The organism is Desulfurivibrio nitratireducens (genome assembly GCF_044068515.1).
Classification (GTDB): domain Bacteria; phylum Desulfobacterota; class Desulfobulbia; order Desulfobulbales; family Desulfurivibrionaceae; genus Desulfurivibrio.
Map to the genome: position 1 here is coordinate 270,279 of NZ_JBIPKI010000001.1, position 17,334 is coordinate 287,612.

At 59.9% G+C, this 17,334-nt stretch carries 14 protein-coding genes; 8 read left to right on the forward strand and 6 right to left on the reverse strand.

The window, feature by feature from the left end; genetic code table 11:
- The first annotated feature begins 30 nt into the window (after positions 1-30).
- The gene (locus ACHHTY_RS01195; protein WP_395492211.1) at positions 31-3,042 is read left to right on the forward strand and encodes a hypothetical protein; all 3,012 of its coding nucleotides are present in this window, start codon (positions 31-33) and stop codon (positions 3,040-3,042) included.
- Between the two features lie 266 nt (positions 3,043-3,308).
- Positions 3,309-3,596, forward strand: a complete 288-nt coding sequence (locus ACHHTY_RS01200; RefSeq protein WP_395492212.1) for a hypothetical protein — start codon at positions 3,309-3,311, stop codon at positions 3,594-3,596.
- A gap of 175 nt (positions 3,597-3,771) precedes the next feature.
- On the opposite strand, the gene ACHHTY_RS01205 is transcribed toward ACHHTY_RS01200, so the two are convergent.
- Positions 3,772-4,812, reverse strand: a complete 1,041-nt coding sequence (locus ACHHTY_RS01205; RefSeq protein WP_395492213.1) for a metal-dependent hydrolase — start codon at positions 4,810-4,812, stop codon at positions 3,772-3,774.
- Between the two features lie 410 nt (positions 4,813-5,222).
- Between ACHHTY_RS01205 and ACHHTY_RS01210 the strand changes: the two genes are divergently transcribed.
- The gene (locus ACHHTY_RS01210) at positions 5,223-5,711 is read left to right on the forward strand and encodes a protease complex subunit PrcB family protein (protein WP_395492214.1); all 489 of its coding nucleotides are present in this window, start codon (positions 5,223-5,225) and stop codon (positions 5,709-5,711) included.
- A gap of 58 nt (positions 5,712-5,769) precedes the next feature.
- On the opposite strand, the gene ACHHTY_RS01215 is transcribed toward ACHHTY_RS01210, so the two are convergent.
- Both ACHHTY_RS01215 and ACHHTY_RS01220 read right to left on the reverse strand, forming a co-directional pair.
- Positions 5,770-7,110: a M16 family metallopeptidase gene (locus ACHHTY_RS01215; protein ID WP_395492215.1), complete on the reverse strand. Its 1,341-nt coding sequence runs from the start codon at positions 7,108-7,110 to the stop codon at positions 5,770-5,772.
- Positions 7,100-8,506, reverse strand: coding sequence for a M16 family metallopeptidase (locus ACHHTY_RS01220; protein WP_395492216.1), 1,407 nt, complete (start codon positions 8,504-8,506; stop codon positions 7,100-7,102). The genes ACHHTY_RS01215 and ACHHTY_RS01220 overlap by 11 nt, the downstream gene beginning before the upstream one ends.
- A 324-nt stretch (positions 8,507-8,830) precedes the next feature.
- Here ACHHTY_RS01220 and ACHHTY_RS01225 point away from each other — a divergent pair, with 324 nt between their 5' ends.
- From ACHHTY_RS01225 to ACHHTY_RS01240, 4 genes are all read left to right on the forward strand, one after another.
- Entirely contained in the window at positions 8,831-9,208 is a 378-nt protein-coding gene (locus ACHHTY_RS01225; protein ID WP_395492217.1) for an ArsR/SmtB family transcription factor, read from the forward strand.
- Positions 9,209-9,211: 3 nt separating this feature from the next.
- Positions 9,212-10,507, forward strand: coding sequence for a permease (locus ACHHTY_RS01230; RefSeq protein ID WP_395492218.1), 1,296 nt, complete (start codon positions 9,212-9,214; stop codon positions 10,505-10,507).
- Between the two features lie 34 nt (positions 10,508-10,541).
- Entirely contained in the window at positions 10,542-10,775 is a 234-nt protein-coding gene (locus ACHHTY_RS01235; RefSeq protein WP_395492219.1) for a thioredoxin family protein, read from the forward strand.
- A 250-nt stretch (positions 10,776-11,025) separates the two neighbouring features.
- Positions 11,026-12,240 (forward strand): peptidoglycan DD-metalloendopeptidase family protein, encoded by a 1,215-nt coding sequence (locus ACHHTY_RS01240; RefSeq protein WP_395492220.1) that lies wholly within the window; start codon positions 11,026-11,028, stop codon positions 12,238-12,240.
- 171 nt (positions 12,241-12,411) lie between these two features.
- On the opposite strand, the gene ACHHTY_RS01245 is transcribed toward ACHHTY_RS01240, so the two are convergent.
- Together ACHHTY_RS01245 and ACHHTY_RS01250 are read right to left on the reverse strand one after the other, a co-directional pair.
- Positions 12,412-13,215, reverse strand: a complete 804-nt coding sequence (locus ACHHTY_RS01245; protein ID WP_395492221.1) for a MipA/OmpV family protein — start codon at positions 13,213-13,215, stop codon at positions 12,412-12,414.
- Positions 13,216-13,424: 209 nt separating this feature from the next.
- Positions 13,425-13,895, reverse strand: a complete 471-nt coding sequence (locus ACHHTY_RS01250) for a DUF1499 domain-containing protein (RefSeq protein ID WP_395492222.1) — start codon at positions 13,893-13,895, stop codon at positions 13,425-13,427.
- Between the two features lie 450 nt (positions 13,896-14,345).
- Between ACHHTY_RS01250 and ACHHTY_RS01255 the strand changes: the two genes are divergently transcribed.
- A complete protein-coding gene (locus ACHHTY_RS01255) occupies positions 14,346-15,695 on the forward strand; it encodes a class I tRNA ligase family protein (protein ID WP_395492223.1) in 1,350 nt (449 codons plus the stop codon).
- Between the two features lie 14 nt (positions 15,696-15,709).
- On the opposite strand, the gene ACHHTY_RS01260 is transcribed toward ACHHTY_RS01255, so the two are convergent.
- Positions 15,710-17,134, reverse strand: coding sequence for a dihydrolipoyl dehydrogenase (locus ACHHTY_RS01260; RefSeq protein WP_395492224.1), 1,425 nt, complete (start codon positions 17,132-17,134; stop codon positions 15,710-15,712).
- Between the last annotated feature and the right edge of the window lie 200 nt (positions 17,135-17,334).

Sequence of the window (17,334 nt, forward strand, 5' to 3'; positions counted from 1 at the left end):
CCTATGAATCGGCAATCAATTAAAGATTGGTTGTTTTTTGACCTCAAGGACCATGAACTGCTGGGCATTGTCAACGACGTCCTGCACGGCGAAGACGCACCCAACCTGAAAAGTCTGCTGACCCCCTATCTGCATCCCCATGGAATCAAGGAAATGGCCGCCACCAGAGGGTTGCGCATCGCCTATGCCGTGGTCAAAATGTTTCGCTCGCTGGAGCGGGATACTGTCGAAGAAAGGTTGCGCACCCTGCAGGCTCTGCGGGAAGAGATTTTTTCCTCATCCGAGGGCAATCTGCGCAAGAATACCGCCCGGGTTTTACTGCAAATCATGAAGGAGTTGGTTCGGGCCGGCGACGATGAGCGCAAACTGTCGCTGGCCCGCGATTTCCGGGAAGCGGCCACGGGCCGGCCCCGGGCCATTGCCCGGCAACTGGATCGGTTTCATTTGGTTAAGATGCCGGAGGAATGGAATCAAATCGCCTTTGATGATCATGTGCACGATGCCAACACCAAGGGCCGCAAATCCGCCACCCACTTGATCATGGATGCCTGGATCAAGGGCATTCGACGCCTGCGGGTGATCTACTATAATTTCTTGTCTCCGGAAGTGGCAGAGGAGTTGCTGCGGGCCGCGGAAATCATGGGGGTCAACGTCCGCCTGGGCCTTGAATTAACCCCGCGTTTCCGGGGGCGTTACATTCGGCTGATCTGGACCCCCCGCGGCTTCACCGATACCAGAGATTTCCTTGGGTTCGTCCGTCAGCCGGAGGTGCAGCAATTCATGGCCGCAGGCCGGGTTGCCTCCGAGTATCAACAGGTCTATATTTTCGCCATTCTCGAGGCCTTCAACCGAGCTCATCGCCAGGCGATCAATCAACTTTTTGGCATTCAGATGCCGACCCTTGCTGCCGGCGAGTTCCTCAAGCTGGTGGGCAGCGGGCAACCTTCCCTGCATCATCTGGCAAAATTGATCCACGACCAGCTGGTGCCGCTTTTTCGCGAACGGCTGGAGGGACTGCGTGAATGCTGCGCCTGTGGTGACGAGCAAAAGCGCCGGGCGGCGGAAGAGCTGGCGACCAGAATGAATAGCCTGGACATCGAGACAATCATCGATGACTACCTGCGACCGGCCAAAAACCCCAATATTCACAATCCCTTTGTTCCTTCGCCCGATGATGGGGCTCCCCCCCTGCTGCGATTATCCCTGGAAGAACTTTTGGATCGTCTGGAAAGGCTGCACACCCGTCACCGCATCACCTTGAGTTTAAGTGGTTTGTGGGCGGTGGATGTCCTGGAATTGCTTTATCGCAGCCGCGGCCGGATTACCCGCCTGGAGGCTTTCAACTTCAAGGATGCGGCTTTCGGGCGTTGTCCCGATAATCCCCGCATCCTGGAACTGCAATCGGCCTTGAACTCAGGCAACGCGGTTCGTTTGAAGCGCAATGTCATAGACCTGGTTTTTTCCGCCGAAGAGCACGAGGAGTTAAGCGAGGATCAGAAACGAACCCTGCGGGCCATTCTCAGCGATCTCGAATCATTGCGTAAATATTACGGCAACACCACCCTTAAATCCCGTATTGGCACCGATTCCACCGGGGGCTCCGCCAGGGTGCCGGGCATGGGGCTGGTGGTCGTGGATTCCTTGCCCGGTAAATGCCGGCGCCAGATGGAACGATTGGTTGCCGATAACCTTCGCATTCCCATTAGGATTGAGGTGGCTCGCCGCCGGACTTACCGGGTTCCCGGGCAGCGGGAAGGGAGCGAGCCCAGACTGAGCGGCCCCAGTAAGATCAGTGAGCTTCCCTTCCTGCAAAGAGTTTTTCGTCCATTTAACGACGAATGGGTGGTGGGGCGGTACCAGAATGTGCCGCCGGAAGAGAGCAATATCCGGACATTGGGGGGATTTGCCAGCGAGGACGCTAAGCTGCTGCGCCTGGATTGCCCTGAGCAGACCAAAGTCAAACCTTGGCCGGCTCCGCGCTACCTGAATACCAATATCAAGAATTTGCTGAAAATTCTGCTGGGTTTTATGCCGGCATACGCCACCTTCGCCCTGACTCAGGACTGGTGGCTGCTGGCCTGGTTCGGCGCCCTTATCTGGTTCGGGATCACCGGGATCCGGAACATCATTCAGTCCGTGTTGGGGGCCGGCGGGCTGCGCCGCACTCCTTTGCTGCACTGGAGCGACTACGTCAAATGGAACCGGCTGGCGGATTCCTTGATGTACACCGGTTTTTCCGTCCCCTTGCTGGACCTGCTGGTTAAGACGATCCTGATGCAGAAGGGCTTTGGCGTAACGGTAGAAACCAATCCGGTTGCCCTGTATGCCTCGATGGCGGTGGTTAACGGACTTTATCTGATGGGGCACAATCTGTTCAGGGGACTGCCCCGGCAAGCGGCGGTGGGCAACCTGTTTCGCACCGTGCTTTCAATTCCGGTGGCCTTGAGCTTGAATTTCCTGATCGGATTCAGCCTGGGCCTGGCCGGAGTACCCGCCGCCGGAGCCATTCTGCAAAACTGGGCGGCGATTATTTCCAAACTGGCCTCCGACCTCGTGGCCGGGTTTATCGAGGGTCTGGCCGACCGGGCGGTGAACTTTCGCGAACGGATGAGGGATTATACCGACAAACTGCGGCAGTTGTACGACATCTTCGCCCGCCTGGAACTGCAAAACCCGGAAGCCGAGGTGTTGAGCCAGCTGGAATCCCCGGAGCGTTTTGTCTGCGCGATGAGCATGGAGGAGGAAAGCGTTAACCTGGCTACCATCGTCAATGCTCTGGACCTGATGTACTTCTGGATGTATCAGCCCCGGGCCAGGCATGTCCTGGAAGGCTTGCTGGAGGAAATGAGCACCGAGGAGCGGCGGGTTTTTCTGCTTTCTCAGTACGTCTTGCAGCGCGAACGGGATATTTCCCAGTTGTTTCTCGATGGCCTGGTGGGTAAGAACTTTTCCCAGGCTCTGGCTTTTTATCTCCATACCTGGCGCGACTATCTGGATGACTTGCAACGCATGGCCCTGCGTCTGGCCCCGGCGAGCAGGTAACCGGCGCCGGTTTTGGTGGTTGTTGCCGGCGGTGATGGTGAACTGAGCGGAATCTGCTTATCCATCGCTGGGCCGGCAAGGGGGCAGGCCGCAGCCTGCCCGGAAGTCTGGCGCATTCGGATAGCCCAGTTGGTGCTTGATCCTTGGCCGGCCCTGAAGAATAGGTTGATCCTGGCCCGTAAATAATTATACGATACCCTGTAGTAACGGAAGCACATTTATAATGTGCAGGAGGACTAAGATTTCTCAACCAGGGGAATGAAACGATGGCACCTGAATCCGGCGCGAAACATCCGTTTGAGGCCCGAAAAGCAGGAGCAGGAGAACGCAACGTCTTGGCCGTTGCCTCTTTGACGCTGGGTTTGTCCGGGTTGTTGGCCTTTGTCTTGATCCGGCCTTTAGCCTTTCTGCCGGCCATCGCCGGACTTGTCCTGGGCATTCTAGGCCTGAGGGTGCCGAGCCAGCGTTGGATGGCCATCGTTGGCATCGTTTTGTGCCTGTTGCTGCTGGTCGTGGAGTTTGGTCTCTTAGCGTTACTACTGAAGGGGGCTTGATAAAGCTATCCTGCCGCCGAACGGCTTATCTGGCCCGATATGCTTCAGGGCGGCGGTCCCGTCCGCCAAGAGCCTCGCCGATTTTTAGACTGAAAACCCCGCCGATCGGGCGCTTGCCGGCACCATCAGCAGGACTCCGGTCGCTGGTCTTCCCGGAAGTTTCTCCCAGGCAGGCTTACAGGGCCTGGCGTGATCTTCCGGCCCGCATGCGATAAAGAACCCACTCAGCGTCCGCCGCCGAACGACACATGCCGTAACGGAACGGGGACTCCCGCCCCTCCAGCTCGAAGCGCAGATCCGTGAAGATCACGCACTGATCGCCATTATATTGGTCTATGGCCTGTAAGGCCGGATAGTTGGCGAACCAGCGGAAGAAGGCCAGGTCATCGTGGCTCCAGACTTCCCGGGCCAGAGGGGCAGCTTCATCGGGCCCGAACTGGTCGTAGCGGCGCCACGCCAATTGGTCAACGGGCAGGTAGCTTTCCCGGATCCGCCAGAGCGGGTGGGCATCCGGATTCATGATCAGCGGGGTTTGGCGGCGCAGATTAACCCGGGCCAGGTGATAGCGTTCTCCCCGATCGACCACCAGCAGCCAGTTGAGGGGCGACCAGGGCTGGGGATAGGCCTCAGCGACGTTTTCGGTGTAACCTTGCTCCCGGGCCCAACTGTCCGCCAGTTCAACCGCGTTGCGGTACTGGGTGTACTGAAACAGCACCAAGGCCGTCACCGCGACCAGGCCCAGGGCGGCGCCGGTGCGCGGCCGCCAGTAAAGGCTGGCCAGCAGACCGAGAGCCAGCAGGCCGGAGAGCCAGAGGTCGATAATAAAGGTTGTATTCCAGCCGGGCGCCCAGTTGCTCAGGGGCGCGAAGATCTGGGTTCCGTAGCTGGTGATTAGATCACCGAGAATATGGGCCAGGATGGCGAGCAGGATCACCCCGTAGTAGGCGCGCCAGGGGTAACGGCGGCCGAGAACGAACGCGCAGGCCACGGCCAGTAGCCAGGCCCAGACAGGCATGAACAGCAGGGAGTTGGCCACCCCCCGGTGATTTTCCAGATAGGCGACATGATCGAAGAGGGCCACCACAAAGTCGATATCCGAGATGGTGCCGGCCAGAACGCCGATCCAGGTCCGCTCACGCAGGGACAACTGATCGGGGCGCGGCTGGCGCGGAGCCGTGGCCCGGGCCACCAGGGCGCCACTCAAGGCGTGGGTCAACGTATCCAGTTGTTTCTCCTGTTTTCCTGTAGCGTTTCAGCTCGTATAACCCGTTCGGGAGTGAGCGGCGAGGGTTGACCGGTCCGCCTGGACGGAGGATCGGTTTCCGCCGCGGGCAGCCTTCCGGCGGGGCCGCCTATCACAGCGTCAGTTTAACCAAATAATTTTAATCAGGAAATCTTTTCCTCGGTTGCGCTTTTGGAGAGGTATGCCGGTCGGCAGTTGCCGGATTTCGGCAACTGCCCGATTGCATTCCGGGCGGCCTTTAATTATAAGGGGAAAACGATAATCCGGCCGCCAAGCCCACGCGCTGGCAACTTTTGGCGCCTATAACAGCTTGCCGGGGGTGCCGGGGCGGTTTATTGGCTCCGGAGCCAATAACCGCGATAACAACAAGGAGGAACGATTACATGAAGCGTTTGGCTCTTCTGGCTGGAGTTCTACTGTTTGCCTTGCTCCTGGCGGGCTGTCAATCCGATGATGACGACGATAATGGCAACGGCGGAACCCTGGTGGCCTTTTCGGTCCTGCAGACCGGGCAAACCAGCGGGATCGGGATGGAGCGATTGACGGTAATCAGGAACCAGGAAGCCTACGACGCTTTATGGCGGGAGCATGAAACCGCTTTTGTAATTCCCCCCGCCCAGCCGGCGGTGGATTTTGCCCAAAGAAAAGTGGTGGCGGCCTTCCTGGGCCAGCGGACCACCGATCGCCACCGGATCGAAATTGTCGAAATCCGCGAGCGGACGGCCAATTTCATGGTCAAGGTGCGAGCAACCCTGCCGGATGATGAGTGCACCGTAATCGACGAACTGGTCGAGCCATACCAATTGGTGACCATCCCCCGGTCGGACAAGGTGGTGGGCTTTACCACCGAAATCGTCAGGGGCTGCCCCTGAGGCGAAGTTTTGATCCCGCCCCGCATTTTGGCAATGACCGGCCAACGGAAGCAAGGTCTTATTCTTTTGCCTCCGGCCCGACAATGACTACGACGTGTGCCGCAGGATCGATCCTGGCGCGGAAAGCCTGTTGCACGGCCTCGGGGTCGAGAGCGGCTATTTTTGCCGGATAGTGAGCGAAATAATCGGCCGGCAGACCCATGACCGCCAGGTCGCCAATATTTTCGGCGATCTTGGCGTTGCTGTCCAGGCGCAGCGGGAATCCGCCGATGATGTTGGCCTGGTGGTCCGCCAGCTCGGCTTCCGTCGGGCCGGCCTGGATAAACTGGATCAGGTCGGCCTGCATCAACGTCACGGCATGGTCGACCTGATCATGGCGGGTCTGGATTCCCATGACCAGGAGCCCCCCGCTCCGCAACGGGACCAGGCGACTGGAAACGCTGTAGGCCAGGCCGCGTTGTTCGCGCAGGTTGGTCATGAGCCGGGAGGCAAAACCGCTGCCGCCCAAAATATGGTTGCCGACAAACAGGGGGTAATAATCGGGATCCCGCCGCTCGACACCGTTATAGGCCATCTGCACCGTGGCTTGCTCGGACGGGAACGGCACCCGGACCACCCTGGAACCCTCAAGAGGCGGCGGCGGCGGCAGGGGAGCCATCCGCTCTCCGGCGGGTAGCCCCCCCACCAGTTTGCCGGCCAGATCTTCGGCCTCCGCGCGCTTCAGATCCCCCACCAGTACCACCCAGGCATTGGCCGCCGTGTAATGGCGGCGGTGGAAATCCTGTACCGCGGTCCGGGTCAGGGCGTTGACCGAGGCGGTGGTTCCGGTGCCGGGCCGGCCGTAAGGATGGTCGCCGAAAGCCGCCGCCCGCAGAGCATCGGCGGCCAGGGCGGAGGGAGATTGCTCCTTGGCCCGGATGCTCAGCAACTGACGCTGTTTTTGGCGCTCAAAGGCCGCGGGAGCAAAATCGGGGTTCTGGATTACCTTGGCGACCAAGGAGGCGGCCGGGCCCAGGCGCTCCGGATCACTCAGGCTGCGCAGCCGCACCGTCGTCGCTTCCAGGGTCGCCCCGGCGGCAAACTCGGCCCCAGTGCCTTCCAGTACGCTGGCGATTACCTGGCCGCCGAGTTCTCCGGCCCCTTCGAAGAGCAGGGCGGCGGTCAAATGGGCCACTCCCGCTTGCTCTCCGTCCCGGGCGCTGCCGGCATCGAAAATCACCCGGGCATCCACCATCGGCAGATTGGCGGTGGGGTAAAACAGGACCCGGGCGCCGTTGTCGGCTTGCCAGCTTTGCAGCTCCAGCGCCGCGGCGGCCGGAGCCAGAGCGGCGCAACCAAAAAGCAGGACCAGGGCCGGCCATAGCTGGTGTTTCAGCAACCGACTCATTTTAGTGAACACGGTCGGTACCTCCGTTATCGTATGGGGCGGCGGCCGGGGGGCTGCCCGGCGCCAGCGGCAACGGTTTTAGTTCGGCAATGGTCAGGGCCTGCTCGGTCAGATACTTGCGGGCAACTTTTTGGACCTGCTCAGGAGTCACCGCCTCGATCCGGGGGACGTACTCGGCCAGCCGGCGATGATCGAGGCCGATGGCTTCATAGATGCCGATCCGCATCCCCTGATAGAACATGGAGTCGCGCTCATAGACATCACGGGCGACCACCTGGGTTTTGACCCGTTCCAGTTCGGCGGCGGGAATCGGTTCCCGGCGGACCCGCTCGATCTGTTCCCGCAGCAAGGCCTCCACTTCGGCGGTATCGCCATCCTGGTTGGGCACCCCGGTCAGGACAAAGAGGGTCGGCAGCCTGGCCGTCAGGCTGTAGCTGGTCCGGGCCTGGGCCAGTTTGCCGGCCCGTTCCAGTTCGTTGCTGAAGCGGGAACTCTCGCCGCCGGCGAGTACCCCGGCCAGCACGGTCAGGGCATAGGGCTCCCAGTCCTCATCGGCCCCCGGCAGCGAGGGCACCTTGTAGCCCATGGCCAGCAGAGGCAGCCGGGCGGGAAGTTCGAGTTCTACCCGGCGGAGGCCCTGTTGTTCCAATTCGATCCGGGGCTTGGCCGCCGGCAGTTCCCGGGCCGCGATGGGGCCGTAATATTTCTCCGCCAGGGCCATAACCTGCTCGGGTTCAACCGCTCCCACCACCACCAGGACGGCATTGTTGGGGGCGTAATAATCATGCCGCCACTGCTCCAGATCGGCCAGGGTATAGGCATCGATATCGGTTTTCCAGCCGATCACCGGGTGGTGATAGCCGCTGTTGACGAAGGCGGTGGCGTAAAGCAGTTCGTAAAGCCGGGCATTGGGGTTATCCCGGCTGCGCATGCGCCACTCTTCCTTGACCACCTCCACTTCCCGGCGAAACTCCTGCTCGTCGAGGACCAGGTTCGCCAGCCGATCCGCCTCCCAGCGCATGACGGTTTCGAGATGATCCGCCGCCAGCGTCTGAAAATAGGCGGTATAATCGCGACTGGTAAAGGCGTTCTGCTGGCCGCCCAGGCGGGCGACCAGGGTGGAAAATTCGCCGGGGGCCAGGTTCTCGGTTCCCTTGAACATCATGTGTTCAAGCATATGGGCGATGCCGGTAACCCCGGAAGTCTCATGGGCCGAGCCTACCTTGTACCAGATCTGCGACGTGACCACCGGGGCCCGTTGATCCAGCCGCACCAGCACCTTGAGGCCGTTGGCCAGTATCTTCTCATGTACTGCCGGTTCGCTTCCCCCGGCCACGGGACTGCCCAGCGACAACCCCGCCGCAATCAGCAGCGCCAGCAGTATGACCGTTGTCTGCAACAGCTTCATTCTCGGCAACCTCCACTTGCAAGTTCAGCCGCCCCGTTTGAATCGATGTCCGTCGGCGGGCCTGTCCCCAAAAGACACTTCCGCGGCAGAGATGTTCCCCTTCCTGCTGCTAACCTTGCTTTTTCGTCAGCTATCTGGGGAAGCCAACGATATTATGGTCGGGGAGGCGGATATTTGCAGAAATATGAGCAGAGCGGGCGACGCCCCGAGAGCCGGGTCGCGGATCGCCGCATAAATTTGCGGAGGACCGATTCAGGGTTGACAAAAGCTGCGTTTTGCAGCACCATATCGCCATATGGCGATATGGTAATCCAAAGGGACCAAATGGAAACAAAAAAATTTACCCGAGTGATGAAAGCCCTGTCCGATCCCAACCGGGTAACCATCCTCAAGATCCTGGCCCGGCGCCACCTCTGTGTTTGCGAGCTTACGGCTTTGCTGGGCCTGGCCCAATCCACGGTTTCCAAGCACTTGCGGATCCTGGAGGAAGCCGGCCTGGTCGCTTACGAAAAAGATGGACCCTGGATCAACTATTACCTGGCCGATGGCAGCGACTCTCTCTATGCCGCGACCCTGTTGGGGCAGCTGGAAACCTGGCTGGAAGAAGACCCCCGGATCAGGAAAATTCTGACCGGGCTGGCCCAAGTGGATCGTCGCCGCCTGTGTTCCGGCCTTGCTCCTCCTCCCAGGACAAGAGGCTGACACATGGACTGGCAACGCGAATGGAAGCCCTTGGCGGCTATCGTCGCCGTTTTTCTGGCTGTCTATTACCTGCCGTTAGGGGCCGAGCGCTTTGACAACGCGATCTTTGAAGCCCTTGAACTGGTGCGCTGGTATGCCCGAGAGCACGTGCTGCTCTGCCTGATTCCGGCCTTTTTCATTGCCGGGGCCATCGCGGTTTTTATCAGCCAGGCATCGGTGCTGAAATATCTCGGCGCCCGGGCCAACAAGGTGCTCGCCTACGGGGTGGCCTCGGTATCGGGTACGGTGCTGGCCGTCTGTTCCTGCACGGTGCTGCCGCTCTTTGCCGGCATCTACCGGATGGGAGCGGGCCTGGGGCCGGCCACCGCCTTCCTCTATGCCGGCCCGGCCATCAATGTACTGGCCATTGTCCTGACCGCCCGGGTGCTGGGACCGGAAATGGGTTTGGCCCGGGCGGTGGCGGCCATTCTTTTCAGCATTGTCATCGGCCTCTGCATGCACTGGATTTTCCGCAGGGAAGAACAGGCAAAACTCCAGGACCAGATTCCCCAGCCCGAACAGCAGACCACCAGGCCCCTGTGGCAGAACGCCCTTTTCTTCGCCGCCCTGATCGGAATCCTGGTCTTTGCCAACTGGGGCGATGGAGGTGGCAGCGGTTTCTGGGCCCTGCTGGGGGTCCAAAAGTGGTTACTCACCGGCCTGTTTGCCATGCTGTTGGTGATTATGCTGATGTTCTGGTTTGGCCTGCCCAAGTGGCAGGTGGTCCTGGCGGGAGCGCCGGCGGTGGTGCTGGCCCTGGTTTTTTCCGGTCATCCCACCCTGGCCTTTGTCGCCGGTTTTGTCGGGCTGAGCCTTTTGCTCAGTCGCCGCGAGGATGAAAACGGGGAGTGGTTCAAGGAGTCCTGGGACTTTGCCAAGCAGATTCTGCCCCTGCTGCTGATCGGGGTCTTTGTTGCCGGCCTGCTCCTGGGCCGGCCGGGCCAGGAGGGCCTGATCCCCGCAGCCTGGGTGAGCGGAGCCGTAGGGGATAATTCCTTGGGGGCTAATTTCTTCGCCTCCTTTGTCGGCGCCTTCATGTATTTCGCCACCCTCACGGAGGTTCCCATCCTCCAGGGGCTGATCGGCAACGGCATGCACAAGGGGCCGGCCCTGGCCCTGCTGCTGGCCGGTCCGGCCTTGAGCCTGCCCAACATACTGGTCATCCGCAGCCTGATGGGCACCCAGAAAACGGTGGTCTTCGTCACTCTGGTGATTGTCATGGCCACCATCAGCGGTCTGCTTTACGGGACCTTTTTCTGAAATAAAAACAAATTTAACCTGGAGGAGCCAAATTATGGAAATCAAGGTTTGCGGCCCCGGCTGCCCTAAATGTCATGAGACCGAGAGAATCGTCAAGGAAGCCCTGGCGGAGGCCGGGGTCAGCGCCGAAGTAGAAAAAATCAGTGATTTCAATGAAATTGCCAAGCTTGGCGTGTTCACCACTCCGGCGGTGGTAATCGACGGCCAGATTAAATGTTCCGGCAAGACCCCCAGCAAAAAGGAAGTCCTGGCCTGGCTTGGTGGATGATCTGCGCGCCTCGCCCCCCTTTTCAGGCAGGTTTGCTGTTTTTTGAGGAGCATAAAAGGCACGGATCGTTTGAGTCCCGGCTTATTTTAAGTTATAGTGCCGGGCACAATCTTTCCATTCCTCAAAACCAAGACAGGTCGCCATGAAAAAAAACAGGCCGATATCAGCACCTGGTCCGCATATATTCAACCTCCAATTGCTGCGGGGCCTGAGCTGGGCAGCCTTACCCCTGCTTTTCCTGGCGGGGGTTATGGTTTTATCGGCCAGCCCGCCCCCGGAAGAGCTTGCCGCCAGTGAAGTCAGCGTCCCCGCTTCTCAGCCTGCTGCGATTCCGGCCGTTGCAACCGTCGTGGAACCGCCGGAACCCGAACCGGTCCACACTTATGCCATTAAGCCCGGCGACACCCTGGGTTCTATTTTCGATCAATTCGAGCTCAGCCACCAGACCATGTACCATATCCTGGAAGCGGACGAATCGCTGCTGGCCCTGGATACCCTGCGTCCCGGCAATCGGCTGACCTTCCGGCTCGCTGCCAATGAACCGCAACTGGAGGAAATGGAGCTTTTCATCCACGCCGGCAACAAGGTGGTTTATCGGCGCGTCGACGAGTCCTCTTTTGAATACGAAGAGTTGATCAGCGAGGGAGATTGGGAGCAACAGATCCTGGTTGGCGAAATCAACGGCAGTTTTTATCTCTCCGGCAAAAGCGCCGGCCTGAGCGAACGGGAAATCGTTCAGGTGGCCGAGTTGTTTGCCGACCAGCTCAACTTCGCCCGCCAGATCCAGGCCGGGGATCGTTTTCAGATCATCCGTTCCCGGCAAAGCGTGGCCGGCGAGCCGACCGGCCAGAGCCGGATCGACGGGGTCCGCATTCTGCGCCGCAACCACCACCACAGTGCCTTTCTGGGCGATGACGGCAATTACTACGATCAAAACGGCGACAGCCTGATGCGTGCCTTTATGCGCTACCCGACGTCCCAGCGCTACCGGATCAGCTCTTCTTTCAATCCCAGCCGCCGCCATCCCATCACCGGCCGGGTTTCGCCCCACAATGGGGTTGATTTCGCCACCCCCACCGGAACGCCGGTCCTGGCCGTCGCCGACGGAGTGGTGACCCGGGTGCTGACCCATCCCTTTGCCGGCAAGTATATTGAAATTGAACACGGCGGCAAATACGTCACCCGTTATCTCCACCTGCATCGCTTCCTGGTCCGCAAAGGGGAGAGCGTGGCGCGGGGGCAGCGCATCGCCCTCTCGGGCAACACGGGCCGCTCGACCGGACCGCACCTTCACTTCGAACTGCATGTCCGGGGCCGGCCGGTCAATCCGCTGACTGCCGATATTCCCCGGGCGGCCTCGCTGCCGGAGGAGGAGCGGGAACGGTTCAATCACCGGGTGGCGGAAATGGTCGCCCTGATGGAACAATCCGAGCGCCAGCTCGCCCGGCTTGACCTCCAGCCCTGACGGCGGCAGGTCCGAATAACCCGCCGCGAGCAGAGACTGAGTGGCGCCGCCTTAATCGCCAAAAACCGGACCCTGGTTTTCCTCTTGCAAGCACCAAAGCATAAAAAAGGCCGGCCAGGCAGGAAGGGGAACTTTTTTCTTTGCCTCTCCGTGGGAGAATGGAGTTATTTTCTACTTAAAACTATACCCGATGCCCATGATGCCCCGCACTTGATGGGCGGAACCCTCCTGGCGGACGATCGGGCTTTGCGCCGCATCGCCCAGCAAGCGGCTGTAGCCGATCAGGGTGGTGAGCGCTACCCGGGGCGTGATCGGATAGCGCAGCTGCCAGGCAAGGCCGAGATCTTTAATTCCCGCGTCGGCCTGAAACGGGGCGTATTTCGAGCGGAGCGCCTGGCCGGCATCTATTTGAAATCTGGTTTCCATATAGTCACGATTAGCCCAGGTAATGCTGGGAATCAGGGTCATAGAAGCCTTCGCGCCGGGACCGGGGATGCGCCAGGCTCCTCTGAGACCGACCAGCATCCCCCCGGCTTGATGGTCCAACTGTTGCCGGAGATCGGCGCTCAATACCCAGGGAGCAAGGGAGTAGCTGCCGGTCAGAACAAGTTCCGCCGCTCCCCGGATATCGCCCAGACCGGATAAAGCCGGATTATCGCTTTCTTTTCGGCCAAAACGGTAAGTCACCGCGCCACTGGCATCCCAGTTGCTTTGGGTTGGAGCCCAGCGCCAGCCAATCCCGCGATGAGTCTGGATAAAGAAATGGCGCCCGTAGGTCAGATCAATGAGGGGAAGCATGCGCACCCGGTATTGATCAGAGCCCTCATAATCCGGGGCTATTATCACCACCCCGCCGCCGGTGAAGCGCCACCGGGGCGCTTCCCGGGCCTCTTCCATTGTTGCGGCCGAGGCTTGCGAGGCCATTAAAATTAAGCCCAACGTGCAAAAGCATGCGGACTGCATAAATCGTTTCATCTATTCTTCCTTTCAGCCAGGGTTAGCAGTTGCCCCATCAAGGTTTACCGGGACTCCATTGGAAGACCTCCTGGAAGCGCCTTACATAGAAAAGTCGCTCTGCCTCGATCAGGATCAGCCGGAGTCTCTTTTTTCCCGAGGGCAACATCAACGAAGATCGGTTCATAATATTGGTCCTGCACCGCGCCGTCCCCTCACGTCCTGAATGATCAAAGTTTGCCCTTCGGAGAGTCTTCTGCCCGGGCAAACTCCCGCCTGATCTCTTCCACTCTGCGGCGGTTCTTGCCCAGATCCCAATATCCGAGGCGGGAAGCGGAGCGCACATGGATCAATCGTCGCTCTTCGTCCAGCAGGAACTCTCCGTCATCGACGAAAAGGGCAGTTCGAAGTTCCACGCGCAGGTAACCCGGTTTTTCTTCCTTGATGGTCGCGTCGTTTCGGCGCTCCAGGATCTGTTGCAGGCGGGCAAAGGCCCGCTCCGGTCTGTCGTCCCGAAAAACCAGCGGGTCAATCCTTTGTCCGGCATCCGACGCCTGGCTCGACACGCAATTGGGGGAAGGTGGACATGGTCGGAGTTGGTCGTTCTGGACCCCCAGTTTGTCCGGCGGGGTTCCGCCACAGGCGACCAGGATGGTTGAGAGCAAGCTCAGCAAAGTGATTTTGGGCAGCGGTGGTCGCATCGGCGGCCCGGCCTCAGCGCCGTTTCTGCGGGATACGCGGCAGGGCGGTTGGCGGCGGAGCTCCGGTGCCGGGGGCAATGAATTTTTCGGCCGGCAGCTCGGGCCCGACCTGGAGCCGCACCTTGATCGTTGTCAGGACAGAACGGCGTAGGCGTGGCATGACATCCTCCCGCTGGGGCTTGCTTATTAAGCCAATCAGGGCCGCTACTTCACGTTGGAGCTTGCCGGCCGGATTGTCAATCTGAAAAACCTGATCTGGAACTAACTGAATAAGGGCTGATTTTTCCTCGCTCTGGTGTATGATCTATTAGCACGGTAGTCCTCTTTTGGGTTGGAATTTACGTGCGCCAACGCAATTCCAACCCACGGGGGGACTGCCGTTCGCCTAATAAAACGACAAGGATTTCGCGTTATCCGATTATGCCGGCCCACCCAAAGACCACGGAAACCATGAAAACCCTGCATCTGCGCAATACCATGAGCCGGCGGCTCGAGCGGTTCAGGCCGCGCGCCAAAGGAGAGGTCAAGATCTTCACCTGCGGCCCCTCGATTTACGACCGGCCGCACATCGGCAACTATCGGACCTATATCTACGAGGATATCCTCGAGCGCTATCTGCAGTATCTTGGTTATCGGACCAAGCGGGTCATCAACTTTACCGATGTGGAGGATAAATCCATCGCCCGGATTCAGAAGTTGGGCAAGAACCTGGCCGAAGTGACCGAACCCAATGCCGCCATCTTTCGCCAAGAAGCGGCAAAGCTCAACATCAGGCTGCCGGCATGCATCCCCCGTTCCTCCACCTGCATTGAACCGGCGGTAGAACTGATCAAGGTGCTGCTCAAAAAAGGATACGCCTACCGGCATGGCCGGGATATCTTTTATGACCCGCTCAAATTCAAAGGATTCGGCAAACTCTACCGGCTCGATATGAGCCGGTGGCCCGCCCGCAAACGCCGTTTTGCCAAGGATACCTATCCGGGCCGGCGCTGGAACCTGGGCGACTTCATCCTCTGGCATGGCTGCCGGCCCGAATGGGGCGGCGGGGTCTGCTGGGAGACGGAACTGGGTAAGGGCCGGCCGGCCTGGAACGTCCAGGATCCGGCCGTAATTGCCGCCCACCTGGGCTACCAGGTGGACATCAGCTGTGGCGGCATCGACAACATCTACCGGCACCATGACTACAATATCGCGGTGATCGAGGGGGTGTCCGGCCAAGAGTTCGCCCGCTACTGGCTGCACGGCCAACATGTGTTGCTCGATGGCCGGAAAATGTCCAAAAGCAAAGGCAACATCCTCTATCCCGACGATCTCACCGCCAAAGGGTTGAGCTACAACCATATCCGGTTTCACCTCCTGCGCACCCATTATCGCCGGAAGATCAACCTCACCGACCGGAAACTGAGCGCGAGCCGGGAATTGCTGGACGCCATCCAGATTATGGCGCGCGGGATTATCGAACCCCGGCTGGTTCTGCAAAACGATACCGCCCATTGTGCCGGGCTCATTGCCGTCTTGGGTCGCGATTTTGAACTGGCTATGAACAACGACCTTGACACCAACCGGGCCGTTAAGGGTCTTGGGGACAACCTCGCCAAACTGGCGGCCTTTGAGGAACGGCAGGGCCTCAAGGGGGAGCAGGCCGCCGTAGCGGCAGAGGTACTGGCGGGAATCGATTCGGTGCTGCAAGTGCTTAATTTATGGGAGGAGCCGGGTGACAAGCGGCTGCCCGTAATAATATCGGAGAACCGCCCGGACCAAATCCCGATCAGAATGGATCGCACGGTGTTCCAGGCTTAAATGCCGGCCGGGAATCAGGACAGGCAATCCTCGACATGACTGCCGCAGAGCAGCAGCTCGGTGTCCGAGACCTTGCCCTGGTCGGTTTGCTTGCTTAATCCTCGGAGGGCGGCTTGAATTCCCTCCTCGATCACCGGATGATAAAACGGCAAGCGCAGCAGCTCGTTAATCGTGGCCTTTTGCTGGATCGCCAAGGCCAGCAGATGGCCGACATGCTCGGCGGCCGGAATCGCCATCTCCGCTCCCAGCACCAGGCCGTCACTCCGGCGGGCATAGATGCGGACGAGGCCCTGGTTGCTGTTGCTCATCCGGGCTCTGGATTGGCTGGAGAAATCGTGGTTGCCGATCACGCAGTCAGCAAGATTGCTGATCTCTTCGTAGCGCTGGCCGACGGTGACGATATCGGGTTCGCCAAAGGTAATGGCCAGCGGCGTGCGCCGCCGGAAGCGCGCCACCTGATCTCGGGCGGCATTGAAGCCGGCGATCCGGCCCTCATCGATGGCTTCGTGGAGCAGAGGCCGGTCGCCGTTGGCATCCCCGGCGATGAAAACCGGCAGATCCCCCAGCTGCATGGTTGCCGGGTCATGGGGCAGCCGGCCACCGGCATCGCTTTGCAGGCCCAGGTTTTCCAGGCCCAGATCTTCCAGGTTGGGCCGCCGGCCCATGGTGGCCAGCACCTTGGCCACCCGGACTTTTTCTGCGCCGGAGATGACGGTCAGGCCTTCAGCTGTTGCCTCGACTTCTGCCGTCATCCCGATATGAATCTCCATCTCCTCCCGCAGGATCTCCACCATGCCGGCGGCGACCTCGGGATCGGAGAGGCCGCCGACCGTTGCGCCCTGTTCAACCCCGGTAACCTTGACTCCCAAACGGGCCAGGGCCTGGGCCATTTCCAGGCCGGCCGGCCCCAGACCGATGACCGCCATGGTGTCCGGCAGATCGGTGAGTTCGAAAATCTCCTCGGTGGTAATGACCCGGTTTCCCAGTCGGTACCAGGCTGAAGGTACGATGGAGCGGGAGCCGGTGGCGATTACGGTTTTGGCGGTCTGGTAAATGCGGCCGGCAACCTCGATGGTGCCGGGATCAATGAACCGGGCCGGGCCGGTGATCAACTTGTCGCCGAGTTTCGCGGTGGAGTTGATCATCCCGCTGGTGAAACCATCCCGCAAGCGGCGGACATGGGCTAAGATCCTGGGACGGTCGATGGTCAGGCTCTCGGTGCCCTGCACCCCCAGGTATTTGAGAAAATGGCGGCCATGACAGGCCCTGGCCGCCTCGATCAGCGCTTTGGTGGGCATGCAGGCCACCCGGGCGCAACTGGTGCCGTAGGGGCCTTGGTTGACCAGGATAAAGTTGTCGGTTTTTTTCCGGACTTCACTCATTGCCGAAAGCCCGGCGCTTCCCGCTCCGATTATGACGACATCCACCTGTCTGGCCATATCCCCGCCCCCGATTATTATTTTTTAAACATGGTCCCAGAAAAGTACCCCGGATCTGCCAAGATTTCTGATTGTCCAATCTGATTCTCCAATTTTTTTGTAAGTTCTGCAAGACCTCCTCAAGCAACGGGCGCCGGTTAGCCGTTTTGCAAAATGTTTTTTCCTGGTAGATATGGTTGCTGGCCGACCCCATTTTCGGC